This window comes from Pseudomonas sp. ADAK2 (genome assembly GCF_012935755.1).
Lineage (GTDB): Bacteria > Pseudomonadota > Gammaproteobacteria > Pseudomonadales > Pseudomonadaceae > Aquipseudomonas.
In genome coordinates, this window is record NZ_CP052862.1 from 1,765,876 (window position 1) to 1,783,085 (window position 17,210).

At 56.2% G+C, this 17,210-nt stretch carries 11 protein-coding genes; 10 read left to right on the plus strand and 1 reads right to left on the minus strand.

Annotated features, from left to right (window positions below):
• Nucleotides 1–172 precede the first annotated feature (172 nt).
• The 4 genes from glcD to hglS all read left to right on the plus strand — a co-directional run bounded on the left by glcD (nucleotide 173) and on the right by hglS (nucleotide 5,423).
• The gene (gene glcD, locus HKK52_RS08180; protein ID WP_169370386.1) at nucleotides 173–1,672 is read left to right on the plus strand and encodes a glycolate oxidase subunit GlcD; all 1,500 of its coding nucleotides are present in this window, start codon (nucleotides 173–175) and stop codon (nucleotides 1,670–1,672) included.
• On the plus strand, nucleotides 1,672–2,721 hold the full coding sequence (gene glcE, locus HKK52_RS08185) for a glycolate oxidase subunit GlcE (protein WP_169370387.1): 1,050 nt from the start codon (nucleotides 1,672–1,674) through the stop codon (nucleotides 2,719–2,721). Before glcD ends, glcE begins: the two co-directional genes overlap by 1 nt.
• A gap of 1 nt (nucleotide 2,722) precedes the next feature.
• Nucleotides 2,723–3,943: a glycolate oxidase subunit GlcF gene (gene glcF, locus HKK52_RS08190; RefSeq protein WP_169370388.1), complete on the plus strand. Its 1,221-nt coding sequence runs from the start codon at nucleotides 2,723–2,725 to the stop codon at nucleotides 3,941–3,943.
• 88 nt (nucleotides 3,944–4,031) lie between these two features.
• Nucleotides 4,032–5,423 carry a 2-oxoadipate dioxygenase/decarboxylase HglS gene (gene hglS / locus HKK52_RS08195; RefSeq protein ID WP_169370389.1) on the plus strand — a complete coding sequence of 464 codons (1,392 nt, stop codon included), beginning with the start codon at nucleotides 4,032–4,034 and terminating at the stop codon, nucleotides 5,421–5,423.
• Between the two features lie 138 nt (nucleotides 5,424–5,561).
• Here the strand turns inward: hglS and HKK52_RS08200 are convergent, their stop codons facing one another.
• The gene (locus tag HKK52_RS08200) at nucleotides 5,562–6,239 is read right to left on the minus strand and encodes a type 1 glutamine amidotransferase domain-containing protein (protein ID WP_169370390.1); all 678 of its coding nucleotides are present in this window, start codon (nucleotides 6,237–6,239) and stop codon (nucleotides 5,562–5,564) included.
• A 427-nt stretch (nucleotides 6,240–6,666) separates the two neighbouring features.
• Here HKK52_RS08200 and HKK52_RS08205 point away from each other — a divergent pair, with 427 nt between their 5' ends.
• The 6 genes from HKK52_RS08205 to HKK52_RS08230 all read left to right on the plus strand — a co-directional run bounded on the left by HKK52_RS08205 (nucleotide 6,667) and on the right by HKK52_RS08230 (nucleotide 17,147).
• Nucleotides 6,667–7,182, plus strand: a complete 516-nt coding sequence (locus HKK52_RS08205) for an Hcp family type VI secretion system effector (RefSeq protein ID WP_054051032.1) — start codon at nucleotides 6,667–6,669, stop codon at nucleotides 7,180–7,182.
• Between the two features lie 131 nt (nucleotides 7,183–7,313).
• Nucleotides 7,314–9,407 (plus strand): type VI secretion system Vgr family protein, encoded by a 2,094-nt coding sequence (tssI, locus tag HKK52_RS08210; protein ID WP_169370391.1) that lies wholly within the window; start codon nucleotides 7,314–7,316, stop codon nucleotides 9,405–9,407.
• Nucleotides 9,404–12,625 (plus strand): hypothetical protein, encoded by a 3,222-nt coding sequence (locus HKK52_RS08215; protein ID WP_169370392.1) that lies wholly within the window; start codon nucleotides 9,404–9,406, stop codon nucleotides 12,623–12,625. Before tssI ends, HKK52_RS08215 begins: the two co-directional genes overlap by 4 nt.
• Complete coding sequence (locus HKK52_RS32560) at nucleotides 12,622–13,875, plus strand: hypothetical protein (protein ID WP_237150734.1); 1,254 nt, start codon at nucleotides 12,622–12,624, stop codon at nucleotides 13,873–13,875. Before HKK52_RS08215 ends, HKK52_RS32560 begins: the two co-directional genes overlap by 4 nt.
• A 453-nt stretch (nucleotides 13,876–14,328) precedes the next feature.
• Nucleotides 14,329–15,459 carry a hypothetical protein gene (locus HKK52_RS08225; RefSeq protein ID WP_169370393.1) on the plus strand — a complete coding sequence of 377 codons (1,131 nt, stop codon included), beginning with the start codon at nucleotides 14,329–14,331 and terminating at the stop codon, nucleotides 15,457–15,459.
• Nucleotides 15,460–16,517: 1,058 nt separating this feature from the next.
• The gene (locus HKK52_RS08230) at nucleotides 16,518–17,147 is read left to right on the plus strand and encodes a hypothetical protein (protein ID WP_169374206.1); all 630 of its coding nucleotides are present in this window, start codon (nucleotides 16,518–16,520) and stop codon (nucleotides 17,145–17,147) included.
• Nucleotides 17,148–17,210 lie beyond the last annotated feature (63 nt).

Sequence of the window (17,210 nt, forward strand, 5' to 3'; positions counted from 1 at the left end):
GAGCTTGCGAGGCTGCGTTCGGCTGCGAAGCAGTCGTGAATTCAGCCAGCGCGGTGCCTCAGGAGACAGAGTGCTCAGGTTTGACGACTGCTTCGCAGCCGAACGCAGCCTCGCAGCCTCGCAAGCTCGACAGCTGCTACAAGGGTGATGTTTGAGATAAGGGACAGCATTGATGAACATTCTTTATGACGAACGCATCGACGGCGCGTTGCCCGATGTCGACAAAGCCGCCCTGCTCAACCGCCTGCACCAGCAAATCCCCGACCTGGACCTGCTCTGGCGCGAAGAGGAACTCAAGCCCTACGAATGCGACGGCCTCTCCGCCTACCGCACCACACCGATGCTGGTAGCCCTGCCCCGGCGTCTGGAGCACGTGCAAAAACTCCTCGAAATCTGTCACGCGCAACACGTGCCCGTAGTCGCGCGCGGCGCGGGCACCGGGTTGTCCGGCGGTGCCCTGCCGCTGGAAAAAGGCGTGCTGCTGGTGATGGCGCGCTTCAATAACATCCTGCACATCGACCCCGCCGCTCGCACCGCGCGGGTCCAGCCCGGCGTGCGCAACCTGGCGATCTCCCAGGCTGCGGCGCCGTTCGGCTTGTATTACGCGCCGGATCCGTCCTCGCAAATCGCCTGTTCCATCGGCGGCAACGTCGCGGAAAATGCCGGTGGCGTGCATTGCCTCAAGTACGGCCTGACCGTGCACAACCTGCTGAAACTGGAAGTGCTCACCGTTGAAGGCGAACACCTGACCTTGGGCTCCGACGCGCTGGATTCGCCAGGTTTCGATCTGCTGGCGCTGTTCACCGGCTCCGAAGGCTTGCTGGGGATCATTACCGAAGTCACGGTCAAGTTGCTGCCCAAACCGCAAGTCGCCAAGGTCTTGCTGGCCAGTTTCGATTCGGTGGAAAAAGCCGGCCGCGCCGTGGCCGACATCATCGCCGCCGGGATCATCCCCGGTGGCCTGGAAATGATGGACAACCTGGCGATCCGCGCCGCCGAGGACTTTATCCACGCCGGTTACCCGGTGGACGCCGAGGCGATCCTGCTCTGCGAACTGGACGGCGTCGAAGCCGATGTCCACGACGATTGCCAGCGCGTGCGCGAGGTCATGCAACAGGCCGGCGCCAGCGAAGTGCGCCAGGCCCGGGACGAAGCCGAACGCGTGCGCTTCTGGGCCGGACGCAAAAATGCCTTCCCGGCCATCGGCCGCCTCTCGCCGGATTACTACTGCATGGACGGCACCATCCCCCGCCGCGAATTGCCCGGCGTGCTCGAAGGCATCGCCCGCCTCGGCGCCGAACATGGCTTGCGCGTGGCCAATGTGTTCCATGCCGGCGACGGCAATATGCATCCGCTGATCCTGTTCGACGCCAACCAGCCCGGCGAACTGGCCCGGGCGGAAGCGTTGGGCGGGCAAATACTGGAATTGTGCGTGAAGGTCGGCGGCAGCATCACCGGCGAACACGGCGTGGGACGGGAGAAAATCAATCAGATGTGCGCGCAGTTCAACAGCGACGAGTTGACCCTGTTTCACGCGGTAAAAGCGGCGTTCGACCCGCAGGGCCTGCTCAACCCCGGCAAGAACATCCCGACCCTGCACCGCTGCGCGGAATTCGGCGCGATGCACATTCACGCCGGGCAATTGCCGTTTCCTGAACTGGAGCGCTTCTGATGGCGGATTTCGATGCCAGCGAGGCGTTGCTCGCGCAGGTCAATCAGGCCCGGGACAACGCCACGCCGCTGCGGATTCAGGGCAGCAACAGCAAAGCGTTTCTTGGCCGCGAGGTGGCCGGGGAAGTGCTCGACACCCGTGCCCATCGCGGCATTGTCAGCTATGACCCGACGGAATTGGTGGTCAGTGTTCGTGCCGGCACGCCTTTGACCGAACTGCTGGCGGCGCTCGACGCAAAGGGGCAAATGCTGCCCTGCGAACCTCCGTCATTTGGTGAAGGCGCCACCGTCGGCGGAATGATCGCTGCGGGGCTGTCCGGGCCACGGCGCCCATGGTCGGGTTCGGTGCGCGACTTTGTCCTCGGCACCCGCGTCATTACCGGCCTCGGCAAACACCTGCGCTTTGGCGGCGAAGTGATGAAGAACGTCGCCGGTTATGACCTGTCGCGCTTGCTGGTGGGCAGTTACGGTTGCCTCGGCGTGCTGACCGAAGTCTCGCTCAAAGTGCTGCCAAAACCCCGGCAATGCTTGAGCATCAGCCTGGAAGTCGACAGCGCCCGCGCCCTGATCAAACTGGCCGAATGGGGCCAACAACCGCTGCCGATCAGCGCGGCGAGCCATGATGGTCAGCGCCTTTTTCTGCGACTGGAAGGTGGCGAAGGCTCGGTGACGGCGGCTCATCAACGGCTGGGCGGCGAGCCGCTGGACTCGGGGTATTGGGCGGCATTGAACGAGCAGCGACTGGCGTTTTTCGATGAGGGCCTGCCGTTGTGGCGGCTGTCCCTGCCCAACAACCTCGGACCTTTGCAGCTGCCCGGTGAACAACTGATCGACTGGGCCGGCGCGCAACGCTGGTTGAAATCCGAGGCGGGCAATATTCAGTCGCTGGCCCATGAACTGGGCGGCCACGCCACCTGTTTCAGTCATGGCTTCAGTGACACACCTTTCCAGCCATTGGCCCCGGCGCTGCTGCGCTACCACCGGCAACTCAAGGCGCAACTGGACCCGCAAGGGCTGTTCAACCCTGGCCGGATGTACGCGGAGTTCTAGCATGCAAACCACCCTCAGCGAGCAGTCGCGCAAACTGCCACGGGCCGCCGAAGCGGAAAAGATCCTGCGCACCTGCGTGCATTGCGGCTTCTGCAACGCCACCTGCCCGACCTATCAATTGCTGGGCGATGAACTGGACGGCCCGCGCGGGCGCATCTACCTGATCAAGCAAGTGCTCGAAGGCGCCCCCGCCACGGCGAAAACCCAATTGCACCTGGACCGTTGCCTGTCGTGCCGCAACTGCGAAACCACCTGCCCGTCCGGGGTGGATTATCACAACCTGTTCGACATCGGCCGGGCCGTGGTCGATCAAGCGGTGCCGCGTCCGATGGGTCAGCGCCTGTTGCGTGAAGGGTTGCGGGCGTTGGCGCCGAATCCGAACCTGTTCAAGTCGCTGCTGCGGATCGGCGCGACGTTCCGGCCGTTATTGCCACGCACGGTTGAAATGAAGTTGCCCCACGACCTGCCCGCCACCGGCGAGCGCCCTGCCCCGCGGCATGCGCGGCGAGTGTTGATGCTCGAAGGCTGCGTGCAACCCGGTCTGTCGCCCAACACCAACGCAGCGACGGCGCGGGTGCTGGATCGGTTGGGGATCAGCGTGATCCCAGCGCCCGAGGCCGGTTGTTGCGGTGCATTGGACTATCACCTCGACGCCCAGGCCAAAGGGCTGGACCGCGCCCGGCACAACATCGATGCCTGGTGGCCGCATATCGAAAGCGGTGCCGAAGCGATTGTGCAGACCGCCAGTGGTTGCGGCGCGTTCATCAAGGATTACGGGCATTTGCTGGAGGGTGACCCGGCGTATGCGGCCAAGGCACTGCGGGTCAGTGCGCTGGCGCTGGACCTGGTGCAAGTGCTGGCCGATGAACCCCTGGAGAAGGTCTGCGCCGCGACGGATCAACGCATCGCCTTCCATTGCCCCTGCACCTTGCAGCACGCGCAGAAACTTGGCGGCGCGGTCGAGGCCGTGCTGAGCCGCTTGGGCTTCAACCTCACCGCCGTGCCGGACAGTCATTTATGTTGTGGTTCCGCCGGGACTTATTCGTTGACGCAACCGGAACTGGCCCGGCAACTGCGGGACAACAAGCTCAACGCCCTGGAAAGTGGCCATCCGTCACTGATCGTCACCGCCAACATCGGCTGCCAGAGCCACCTCGCCAGCGCCGGGCGAACCCAGGTCCGGCACTGGATCGAATTGGTAGACCAGTCGCTGGGAGAATGAAGTTCGTAGGAATCTTCGTTTGTCGGCGTGGCAGAAGGCTGCGATCTTTTCCCGCATCCTCTCTGTTACCGCGCCAGGAATTTTTTTCATGAACCACCCCCGCTTCGTCAGCCCCGACCTGATCCGCCAGCGCTTCTCCAAAGCGATGTCCGACATGTACCGCGAAGAAGTGCCGCTGTACGGCGCGTTGATGGAATTGGTGGAGCAAACCAACCGCCAGGTGCTGTCCAGCGAAACGCAGATCGCCCAACAGCTCGAAAGCACCGGCGAAATCCAGCGCCTGGACCTGGAACGTCACGGCGCCATCCGCGTCGGCACCGCCGCTGAACTGGCCACCCTTGCACGGCTGTTTGCGGTGATGGGCATGCAACCGGTGGGCTATTACGACCTGACCCCGGCCGGGGTTCCGGTGCATTCCACGGCGTTCCGCGCGGTGCATGAAGCGGCGCTGCAAGTCAGCCCGTTCCGGGTGTTCACCTCGTTGCTGCGCCTGGAGCTGATCGAAGATCTGGAACTGCGCGCCTTTGCCCAATCGGTGCTGGATAAACGCTCGATCTTCACCGTTGAGACGTTGGCGCTGATTGAACAGGCCGAAACCCACGGTGGGCTCACCGAGAAGCAAGCCTGGGAATTCGTCGAGCAGGCCCTGGAAACCTTCCGCTGGCACCACAGCGCCACCGTCACCGCCGCGCAATACCAGCAACTCAGCGCCCAGCATCGACTGATCGCCGACGTGGTGGCGTTCAAAGGCCCACACATCAACCACCTGACCCCGCGCACCCTGGACATCGATATCGTCCAGGCGCAAATGCCCGCCCACGGCATCACCCCCAAAGCCGTGATCGAAGGCCCGCCGCGCCGCCATTGCCCGATCCTGCTGCGCCAGACCAGCTTCAAAGCGCTGGACGAGCCGATTGCCTTTACCGATCAAGACCAGACACGCGGCAGCCACAGCGCCCGTTTCGGTGAAATCGAGCAACGTGGTGCGGCGCTCACGCCTAAAGGTCGGGCGCTTTACGACCGTTTGCTTAACGCCGCCCGTGATGAGTTGAAGGATTTTCCGAATGAAGCCAACGCCGTCCGTTACAACGAATTGATGAGCCAACACTTTGGCGAATTCCCTGACACGCTGGAGGGCATGCGCCGACAGGAACTGGCGTACTTTCGCTACTTCGTGACGGAAAAGGGATTGGCGGCGGATGGGCTGGACGGTGTCTCGCTGGACGACTTGCTCAGCGGCGGGTATGTGCGGGTTGAACCCATGGTGTATGAGGACTTTTTGCCGGTGAGTGCGGCGGGGATTTTCCAGTCGAACCTGGGAGATGCGGCGCAAACCCGCTATGACGTGCAATCGAATCAGCAGGCTTTTGAACAGGCGCTGGGGCGGTCGACCATTGATGAGCTCGGGTTGTATGCGGCGACGCAGCGGCGGTCGATTGAGGCGTGTTATGAGGCACTGGGATTGCCGGACCTGAGCTGAGTTTGTGGAACACCTTTGTGGCGAGGGAGCTTGCTCCCGCTGGGCTGCGCAGCGGCCCCAAAACTCTTCGAACGACAGAGATTTTTGTGAGTGCTGCGCACTCAAGCGGGAGCAAGCTCCCTCGCCACAGGAAAGTGCTTAGGTCAGCTTCGCCAACAACGCTTTGGCCGTCGCCTCCGAAGACGCGGGGTTCTGCCCGCTCAGCAACAACCCATCGGTGGTGATATAGCTCGCCCAATCAGCACCCTTCGAATAAATCCCGCCGTTGGCCTTCAACACATCCTCGACCAAAAACGGCACCACATCGGTCAACTGCACCGCCTCTTCTTCCGTGTTGCTAAACCCGGTCACCCGCTTGCCTTTGACCAACGGTTGCCCCTGCGCATCCTTGACGTGACGCAGCACGCCCGGTGCATGGCAGACCGTCGCCACCGGTTTACCGGCCTTGTAAAACGCCTCGATCAACGCGATCGAGTCTTGGTCTTCCGCCAAATCCCACAGCGGGCCATGGCCACCTGGATAGAACACGGCGTCGAAATCTTCAGCCTTCACGCTGCTCAACACCACGGTAGATGCCAGCGCAGATTGCGCAGCCGAATCCTTGCGAAAACGATCGGTTGCGGCAGTTTGCGCGTCCGGCTCGTCGCTTTTCGGGTCCAGTGGTGGCTGGCCGCCCTTGGGCGAGGCCAGGGTCAGCTGAGCACCGGCGTCCTTGAACGTGTAATACGGCGCAGCGAATTCTTCCAGCCAGAAGCCGGTTTTCTTACCGGTGTTTCCCAACTGATCGTGGGACGTTAGAACCATCAGGATATTCATATCGTTCTCACTTGATTTGCGGATTATTCGTACGCTCAACGGCGCGTAGGTACAGAGCCATTGACCACCCGGCAGCGCGGTTCGTTTCGTCGCATATATCGGCGCCGACCTTGAATGATGGCGCATGGCCTTGATGCGCAAGAAGTTGCGCACTTATTTTGCGAAAACGCCATCCAATATCGCTAAGCGCCAACCCCGCTGTGGCCTGTAGACGAGTGCGCAAGAAGTTGCGCAGTACTGCGCAACTTCTTGCGCACTTTGTGGGGTGTTTTCCCTTCAACATCACGCAAGTGATTGAAATACCTCGGCCATCCCCCCGGTTTATATAGCCCTCACCTTTTCTGGCACGGACCTTGATAACAGTTAGGCACCCACCGGGCGATTTCGCCTCCGGGCACTTTTATTTATCAAGCAAGGAGAGCATCCCATGGCAACACCTGCCTACATGTCCGTCACTGGCGAAAAACAAGGCCTGATCACTGCTGGCGCATTCACCGCTGACTCCGTTGGCAACACCTACCAGGAAGGTCACGAAGACCAGGTCATGGTTCAGGCGTTCAGCCACGACGTGATCATCCCGCGTGACCCGCAGTCCGGCCAACCAACCGGTCAGCGCGTTCACAAGCCAGTCGTGATCACCAAGGTCTACGACAAAGCTTCGCCACTGCTGCAAGCCGCTCTGACTTCCGGCGAGCGCATGAGCGAAATCGTTATCCAGTGGTACCGCACTTCGGCCCAAGGGACCCAAGAGCACTACTACACCACCAAACTGGAAGACGCGATCATCGTCGCCATCAACAACAAAATGCACAACTGCCAGGATCCGTCGAACTCCCACTTCACGCACCTGGAAGAAGTGCAGTTCACCTACCGTAAAATCACCTGGACCCACGAAGTATCCGGTACTTCGGGTTCCGATGACTGGCGTCAACCAGTCGCTTAATCGCGGCTGACCGCTTCACGCATCGGCCAGCTCTGCTGGTCGATGTTGTTTACGCCTTTCCAGAATTTTGCGTCTGCTGATCCTTTGATCGGGTATTGGTTTACGCCGCAGCACTGCACGAGGAACAAGGGATGTTCGCGCCGGCCAATCAGACCCACTTTGCCCTGACTATCGAAGGCCTTTCCAACGACCTGCAGGTCCTTGCCCTGCAAGGCCGGGAAGCCATCAGCCAGCCCTTTGTGTTTGAGGTGGAGCTGGTCAGTGAACAGCCGTCCCTGGACCTCGAAACGCTGCTGCACAAACCGGCCTTTTTGCAGCTCTCGCCTGACGGCAGTGGCATCCATGGTCAGATCTATCGCGCCGCCCAGGGTGAATCCGGCAAACGCCTGACCCGCTACGCGGTGACCCTGCGCCCGCAACTGTCCTACCTGGCGCACCGCATCAACCAGCGCATCTTCCAGAACCTCAGCGTGCCGAAAATCATCGGCATGGTCCTCGAAGAGCACGGCATCCAGAGCAACGCCTACGAATTCAAAGTCGGGGCGATTTATCCCGAGCGCATTTACTGCGTCCAGTACGATGAATCGGACCTGCACTTCATCCAGCGCCTGTGCGAGGAAGAAGGTATCCACTACCACTTCCAGCACAGCGCCACGGCCCACAAACTGGTGTTCGGCGATGACCAGACGGTGTTCCCGAAACTCAAGCCTGTGGCCTACCAGCAAGACTCCGGCATGGTCGCCAACGACCCGGTGATCAAGCGCTTCGACCTGCGCCTGGAAACCCGCACCAGCCGCACCACCCGCCGCGACTACGACTTCGAAAAACCACGCCTCACCCTCGAAAGCGAAAACCGTGGCGACGCCCTGCCCGACCTCGAAGACTACGACTACCCAGGCCGCTTCATCGACCGCGAACGAGGCAAGCACCTGGCCAAACGCGCCCTCGAACGCCACCGCAGCGACTTCCAGCTCGCCGAAGGCCGCAGCGATCAACCGATCCTGGTCAGCGGCCACTTCCTGGCCCTGACCCAACACCCGAAAGCCAAGTGGAACGACCTGTGGCTGCTCACCGAAGTCCTCCACGAAGGCAAACAGCCGCAAGTGCTGGAAGAGTCGGTCACCAGCAGCACCACTAACCTTAAAGACGACTTCCACCAGGGCTATCGCAACCGCTTCCAGGCCACCCCGTGGGACGTGCCGAACCGTCCACCGCTGAACCACCCAAAACCGCGAATCCTCGGCAGCCAGAGCGCCGTGGTCACCGGCCCCAAAGGTGAAGAAATCCACTGCGACCCATACGGCCGCGTCAAAGTGCAATTCCACTGGGACCGCGAAGGCCAGGCCGACGACAAAACCAGCTGCTGGCTACGCGTCTCCTCCGCCTGGGCCGGCGCCCACTACGGCGGCATCGCCATCCCGCGCATCGGCATGGAAGTACTGGTGACCTTCCTTGAAGGCGACCCCGACCAACCACTGATCAGCGGCTGCCTGTACCACAAGGAAAACATCGTCCCGTACGAGCTACCGGCCAACAAAACCCGCACCACCTTCAAAACCCTCAGCTCCCCCGGCGGCGGCGGCTACAACGAACTGCGCATCGAAGACAAAAAAGGCCAGGAACAAATCTTCCTCCACGCCCAGCGCGACTGGGATGAAAACGTCGAGCACGACCAGAAGATCCGCGTCGGCAATGAACGCCACGATACGGTTGAGAAGAACAGCTATACGGAGTTCAAGGCTGAAGAACACCACACGGTTTATGCCGACCGGAAGGTGGAGACACAGGCGAATGATCATTTGACGGTGGGGGTTAATCAGCACGTCAAGATTGGGACTGGGCAGTTTATTGAGGCCGGTCAGGAAATCCATCTCGACAGTGGCCTGAAAGTGGTAATGGAAGCGGGCACTGAATTAACCCTGATTGGCGGGGGAAGCTTCATCAAGATCGACGGCAGCGGCGTCACGCTAAGCGGGCCAGTGATCAACATGAACTCTGGCGGCAGCGCCGGTAATGGTACGGGGGCTGCGCCGATTCTTCCGACACCACCTAAACCCGCAGACACCGCGCCAGTCGGGCAGACGTTGGGCAATGCACCGGTCAACAATGCCGCACCGAGAAAAACCCCAGGCGAAAAAGGCCCGGAGGCTCTAATCGTCGATGTCTGGGGCGACCCTGAATTGGGCAGCCAATTGCAACTACTGGGCCCGGAGGGCAAGGCATGAGCAGTTTTAACGACAAGCCCATCAGCGAAGGGACTCGCAAGAAAACCGAATACGAGAATGAGCAAAAGTCGCGATTAGCGCTGAACGTAGAACGTACCGATGGCGGCAAACTGCAGATTCCGATCATGGTCGATGCCAAGACCACTCAAGAAGAAGAAAAGTACCAGCACAACACGTTGTTGGCGGTCACCCCGCTGGCGCGGCTGCCGGGGCATGACAAACTCAATGAAACGTTACAAGGCGCGTTACCGCGCCCTGGCCGCATCTATGTGTTCCTGAAAAACAAACTGTGGCGAGAACTGGAAACCGACGGTAAAGGTCAGCTGTTCGAAGTCGACGTGGCCCACTGGCGCAAGATTGCCGAGAAAAAAGGCGATGCCGACAAACGCGAACCAGTGTGCGTTAAACAATTTTTGATTCTAGTTCCGATGTTTCTACAGGGTCGATTCGTTGGCGACCAACTCAGCATGGCCTACAGCGAATTGCCATGGACATGGGAATACATCGAATGGCTTGAAAAGGACTCCGGACGGATCAAGGCGCGCAGCCAAAACATGGCGCCTGCCTGGGCGGCGACTGCGGGTGAAACGCAGATCTGGAAGGCTTCGTTGATTTATCCGGCGACACCGGTAAAGGGTCTAGTCAAAGGGTTGCGGGCGCGTGAACTGCACGCAGAAACCCTGATGGAAGATCCCAGCCTGTTTACTCCGGATTTGAAGACTCTGCCAGACACAGCAATCATCAAACAATTAGAAAAATATCACCAAGAGCTCGCCGGGCATCTCGGTACCAGCCCACCTTCACCACCAGGCGCTCTACCTGAAAGCAAAGACTTGCTTAACGAATATAAGATTCGCGATTACCCTCACTTGGTGGGGTTCATAGTCGACGACCCTTTATTTACGTTCCGTCACGCTGTTGCTCAGTCCAGACTGGCCGTCGAACTGCTTCAAACACTCAATGCGCTTGTACCCTACCAACCCTTTGGTCACTACGCCGAGCTTTTGTATCAAGAGACGCTGTCGCCTGCGGGTAGTTTGAAAGACTTACTCCCGCACATAGATCAAGAAGGGCTGAAAAAAACGACGTTCCATTTTGAACGAGAAAAAGCTCGCGAAGTTATTTATATTCAGCAAGAACGCATGCTCGACTTGGTAACAAAGAGTTTACCGCCTATCTGGAATGACTACACCTACAGCAAGGATGAGCGGCTGCTCGAACCTTACGCCCTATTGGTGGAGTTGCTGGAGTTGTTGGGTCGCTCTGCAAAAAAATCCGATCCACGGTGTATAGAGCCAGAAGACATCAAGGTCAGCGCAGCAGTATTCAAGATAAGTAAAGAGTTGGCCGCCGCCACTCACGTCCTAACAAAAGACCTGCTGCCGCCAACTAACGGTGAGCTACCAGCATTGGCAAGCAGGCTTGCTGTATTCCAAAGCAACGGCAAAAACGCGACCCCAGAAAATCTTGGGTTGAGTTCGTTATCGTTGTTCACCAACTTATATATCGGCCAGAACGTATCACTCGCGATAGATGAATTGGCAGCCCACATCGCACACGCGACTGCAACGGTGGCAAAACAAGTAGCCGAAAGCAAAAATGTTACTCAAGTCGAAATGGTTAGAGTCTTCGGCCCTAGTTTCACATTTGCCAACAAATTCGCCAGTAAAGCAAAAAACCTGAAATTGATCACTCAAGGTGAGGCCTTGGGTAAAGATTTAGTCGTATTGGGCATTCATGGCGCGGGATTGAGTTTCGGTATCTCTCCCGACGAACGAACTACTTTCACGCGCAAAAACTTCCTTGTGGCCAATTTGGAAGGGAAAAACGGGAAAATTGTTGGTACAACAAGCGGTAAGGTAGCGGAACGCCTCGCCTTCGCAAAGAAAGAGTTAGGCTACGTAATGGTAGTGGCAGGTCCCGCGAACGACCCCGCCGTTCAGGAATATATGAAATGGCGTATGGCTATGCCTAGGATGTCGTCCGCCGAAAAATTAAGCAGTAACGTTGCGTTACCTGGGATAGCGACGGCTTTTGCAGCGTTTAGTTTATATGCGAACACGGTGGGGGCGTTGTCTCTATTATCAGGAGAAAGATCGCGGTTTTTCGCAGGAGCTATGGCAGCAGGTATTGATCTTGGTTTAGCCGCCAACAACGTTGCATTGAAAATTTTGGTTAACTCGAAAGCTACGCAATCACCTTGGCTTGCTTTTTGGGAAAACGGACGTTTCGATACAAAAAACTGGAAAGGTAATTTCTCGGAAAACCTTCTCAAACGTACCGGAAGTAGTTGGCTCAACTGGACTCGTATAGGGTCAACCTTTGCTGTCGCAGCCACTACCGCTCTTTTTATTTGGGATGCGGTTCGAGCAGCTAAGCAGGGTGAAAATGATGTAGCAATGGCCTATAGTTTGGCTGCCGTCGGCTCTGGCATGTGGGCACTTTATACCGTTGGATTTTTGGCGAGTCCTTGGATACTTGGAATCGGGATCACCCTGTTTGTGGTGGGACTTGTAGGAAGTGCTTTATTAGCCAACAGCCCAGTAGAGCAATCTGTCAAACAGGGGCCTTTTGGTGATAGTGATCGACTAACACATCTGAATGACCCGTTGATTGCATACCAACAACTGCTTGGCATACTAGGCGCCCCCCGATTTAAAATTTACCGGTTAAAAAATTGGCAACAAGAGGTCAGCAAAGAAGACAACAGCCAACTTCTTTCTGCTGCAAGAGAAAGCAACACAATATTAGCTCCAAATGATTGGGCCGTGGAACTGCAAACTCCTCTTCTGAGCCACTTTGATAATGAGTCAACGTTCAAAATCACAGCCAAAGAAACCGTGCGCACACTACAAAACGATAGCGGTTGGGACTATCGCCCTCCGACAGAAATCCCCAAAGAAAAACTTGGCGGAGTTGTATTGGATGGAACTCGGGTACTTTATATACTTGCAAACCAGAACTACGCAATTGCGGAAAATGATCCGAGCCGGCAACTTCGTACATGCGAGTACAGTTTAAAGGTCTCTGGTCAATTTGAGTTGGGGCAGCGTCAATGTAATGCAGGAGAGCCATTTCCCGCGTATCGTAACATCGCGCTTCCGCAACCTAAACCTAGCGCGTGGGTGCCTTACCCCGGTCCTGAACCAGAAAAAAATGATGGTGCCGGAGACGTACCCTACTGGCTGATAGAGCAGAGAGATTTTGCGAAAATATGAATAGTTTAAATTTTGAACCACTTAACTATGGCCCGGCCTCATTCAACAGCGGCAAAATTCCGACTCAACCCGGACACCGAGGGCGCGAGAATTCTACCCGCTCAGGCCTTTTCCGGACGACGTTGTGCTGGGGGAACTACGCCAATCTCCAACCTTGGCAAGATGTCAGCGCTCAACTCAATTCAGGCATGCAAAATTCATCGGCCCCAGAAAGTAGCGTCGATCACTACATTAACCATCATCGCTGGAGTTTTGAAACCTCCAGTATATTTTTAACGCTTCTGCCTTTTCTTAAATGGTGGTCCATCGCATTTTTTCCATGGATATTGTGGGGATTCGGAATGACTGAAGCATTTTCGAATTTTTTCGACGAGATCAATGCATCTAAAGGTGTGTATATCACCATGGTGCTTATGCTACTAATAGTAGCCACCACATTAATATCAATTGCATTAAGTGCTTGGATGATGTGGAGAGACAACCCCAAGTATAAAAAATATCTATTCTTGGTATCGATTGAGTTTTTAGTAGTTTTCGCTTCAAGCTTTTTAAACTTTCAGACCGCACCAGATGATACCTCTCCACTATGGTTAAGCCTCGCGATGGGTGCGACGGTATTTATGGGGCTAGTCGGCTGGGACTATATAACTATTTATTACTTACGTATATTCAAACACGATGGCAGTGAACTCAATAGAAAAACAGGTATAGTCACCGTTGCTCGCCGCTTCCGCCCTGCCTTTACTGCACCATTTTATGAGTTCGACGCGACCATGGAATTACGACCAAGTCCGCACGGCAATAGCAGCATGACCGTCTGGTTGCACCATCGCTATAGCGACTTTGAGATATTTCTTGGAGGCAAGGTTCAATCATTGGGCATGAGTCGTGAAGAGTGCCTTGCATTCTGGGATACATTACAGCGTTATATGGACGTGAGTCAGCCATTGCCGGAACTACCAATCCTTGAACAATTCCGTCATCTTGATCCAACCACTGCTGCACACGACAAACTGTCCAATCGCCCCCTACGCCGATGGCGTGATACTAAATATAAAGTTTGGGATCGCACTGAGCGGCCGGCCATGATGCGGAGAAACTTGCAGTACCCTTGGCAAAGCCAAGCGTGCATTTTAATGGCCAGAATCGATCCTACACTTAGCATCGAGGCTTATTATCGCGCTCAAGAGGCGAAAGGCATACACTCAACTCCGAAGGCAGATGATTACGACAACATTCATCGCGGCTAAATGAAACATATGCAGTAAGTGGAAAGGTTTATTTTCTAAGCATATTCTTGCCAGGAAATCGCGTAAATAAATCCGTCCCGTTTTTCCACCAGTTGAAAATCGGGGCGTACCGCATTAACACAATTCTCATAGATCGGGCGCAGACCACAGAACGCTGGGAGATTCTTAGCGAGCCTGTTGTGGCCAGACTACGCCGTGTGGAAGACAATCAAGTGGTTCTCTGCGTCGGGTACCCAGAGACCAACGAACGGATTGTGGGTAAATCTCGTGAGGAATTGATGCTCGTTGTGGCTGTTCAAAGCACCAGTTCCAGTGGGCAGCCTCAACAGAGAACACACTATATTCGTTTTGATCCAAGGGGAGTTGGCGCCTTCCCTTCAGTTGATCGAGTCCCACCTCCCCCTCAAGCGCCTCTGCTCCAGGTAGAACCCCTGATGATGGAATTTGCTTCGCATGTCTAAAAACCTTGATATCGACCCGATAGATCCAGCGGCAAGGCAATTGCACCGCGCAGGAGACATCGAGCGGTTCCCCTCTGGCAACACGACGTTTTTGGCACCATTGCCGCTGCCCACCGACGCATCCCCACACAGCCCTTATGTAAGCGATCTCAACGATACGTATCTGGATTTCGGCGGCGGCAAACCACAAGTGTTTTCATGGCAGATGACACTGGGTGGTCCTTTTACCGCTGCGCTCTTAATGGTCTTAGGTGGCCCGATTATCATCGCACTCTTTGGTGCAAGCTTCGGCTACGGTCGGGCTGACATTCGGGGTGCGATGCAAGGCGTCTTTTTAGCTACTCGCGAACCAGCTATCTGGATGTATTTGGGCGGCCTGGGCATCGGCCTCGCCGTGTGGCTCTACAATCATAAAAAGTACACACAAGTCACCCCGACCCGCTTCAACCGTCAGCGCCGTGAAGTCTGCTTCATGCCCACGGGCGCAGAAGCTCCGGTTTTTGTGCCTTGGGAATCGCTCTCCGCCTGGGTGGTTCAGGCGCAAGGCGCAACCCAGTATGGTGTTCGGCGACAGTACGGCATGGGCATGGGGTTCCATCACGAGGGACAGTTGGTCAGCGTTGAATTCGTTTGTGGCGGTCTGCCACTTGCCATAGCCCATTGGGAGGCCGTGCGTGCCTACATGGAATACGAAGTCCACGACCTAAAAAGCATTCAGGACCCCATGGACCTGCAAGGTCCAGATGATCCACCCCATGAAGGGATGCACACTTTCCGCAATGCCCGGGCACGCCTGCACCGCCGGATTCGCGAAAAGGAAGTTGGGTGGGTCTATGCCTTTTTCTGGTACCTCTACCACCTCATGACATTCTGGACGTTACCCAATCGAATCGTCGAATGGGAAATTCGCCGCATTGCGAAAGTCGGACGCAAGGCATTGCCGCAAGCCATGCGTGATTGGTCCGAGCCACTACCTGAAGAGCAATGGGCAAAGCCAAGCGATGTTTTGGTCAGACTGAGTAAACGGGTGAAAGAACTAAAAAAGCAAAAACGCCTGCGCTCAATCACTGAAATTTTTGCAGAAGTTTATCAGGCAGAAAACGGCGGAAAGAAAAAGGCGTGATGTTTTACACAAACAAAGGTGCTTTTTCAGACCTAATCCGCTTGCATTAAAACAAGGTGAACGGGAACCCCATTAGCCGGTCTCCATTCAAGGCAAAAGCCAACTCTCCCTGCAGTTTTTAACTGCAGGGTTGCCCTCTCTCAACCTGCCCGGATGAACCCGTCGTACCCGTTTTCTCGTCGATGGCTACGGTCGAGTCCTGCCTGACACCCATGTGGATCAAGCGGTAAAGGTGTTGCATGCACCGCCCTGGCAGTGAACTGCCCCAGAGAAACGTTGGTGCCGCCAGTGGTCCAAACCTCTGTCGCCCGAACAATGGTCCCAGCGCTCTCCAGAGCTGGAACAGGCTATCCGCCAGCGACAGGCCGAGTTGAAAGCCGATAACCGCCAAGAATCAGCCACGACCTCAATCACGCCGGTAACCGCAAGGGATTGGCACACTAAAATACTGAGTTCTCTCTATGACCGTACAAATGGATACCCCGTACGCTGCCAGTGCTTATCGCAGCAACAGTCATGAGCCTTTACCACCGCCGAAATGGGCGGGAGATGCCAATCGCTCAGGGAACTTTGATACCCATCTCGCCTTTGGTCATTACGCCAATTTGGAGCCGGCGATGGAGGTCAATACCCAGTTGCAGGGTGAGGAGCAGAGGATTTACCAGCAACAGCAGGGACAAAAAAAACAAAACGTGTATTGCGATGCGCGGCGTTGGTGCTTTCAAAACTCGAGCAAAATCCCACATTTGCTATTCGTACTAAAAATAGCGTGTATTTCTTTTATATGGGTTCCTTGGTCCGTTTGGATCATAGGATCAATTAAGCCGGAGCTTGGATATGGACCTCCTGACACAGGTCTCGCACTTCTAATTGCATTTTCCGCTGTTGCCTTAATGCTAACTTCTTTAACTTTATATATGACAGGAAAAAAAATAGTCCACCATCTACAAATCGCGGGTTTCATTATCGGCGCCATTACTGTGTTTTGGTTTAAGGGTTCGGTCTTGGGAGGTAGCAGTATGCAGATCGCTTTATGGGCCGGTGCTTTCCTTTATTTCATGGCGACCATAGGTTCAGATGCTCTACTCTGGCTCCACAGCAAAATCACCACCCACGACGGAAGCGAATTCAACCGCATCGACGGCATGCTTCGCTTCAAACGCCGTTTCCGCCGCCTCTTCGTTGCGCCGTTCGAAGAATTCGACCCAGTGCTGCAACTGCTACCCAGCGGTTATGGCTCCCATGACTATCTCCTGTGGCTGCATCACCGCTACACCGACAACAAGGTTTGTCTGGCCACCAAAGTCCACGCGTTGGGCCTCGACCAGGCGAATGCACTGGCCTTCTGGGATTGCCTACAACGCTACATGGACGTCACGCAACCGCTGCCGGACCTGCCAGTGCTGGAGCAAAGTCGCCACCTCGACCCCATAACTGTTGCCTACGACGCTAAAACTGGCCGTAACCCGAGACGCTGGCGCGACCAGTCGGAAAGAGGGTGGCTGGCCACGGGTCTCAAGCAGCTAAGCCAACAGTTGCAGCAATACCCTTGGCAAAAACAGCCCTGCATCATAAAGGCTCGAATTGATTCGTCCCTGAGCATCGAAGCTTACTACCGCGCTCAGGAAGCGAAAGGCATCCAGGCGACGCCGAAGGCCGATGACTTTGATGATGTTCATCGTGGTTGAACGTAAAGTTTAAAAGGGATAACTTATTTTCTTTGCATTCCTTGACTGGAGGTCGCGTAAAAA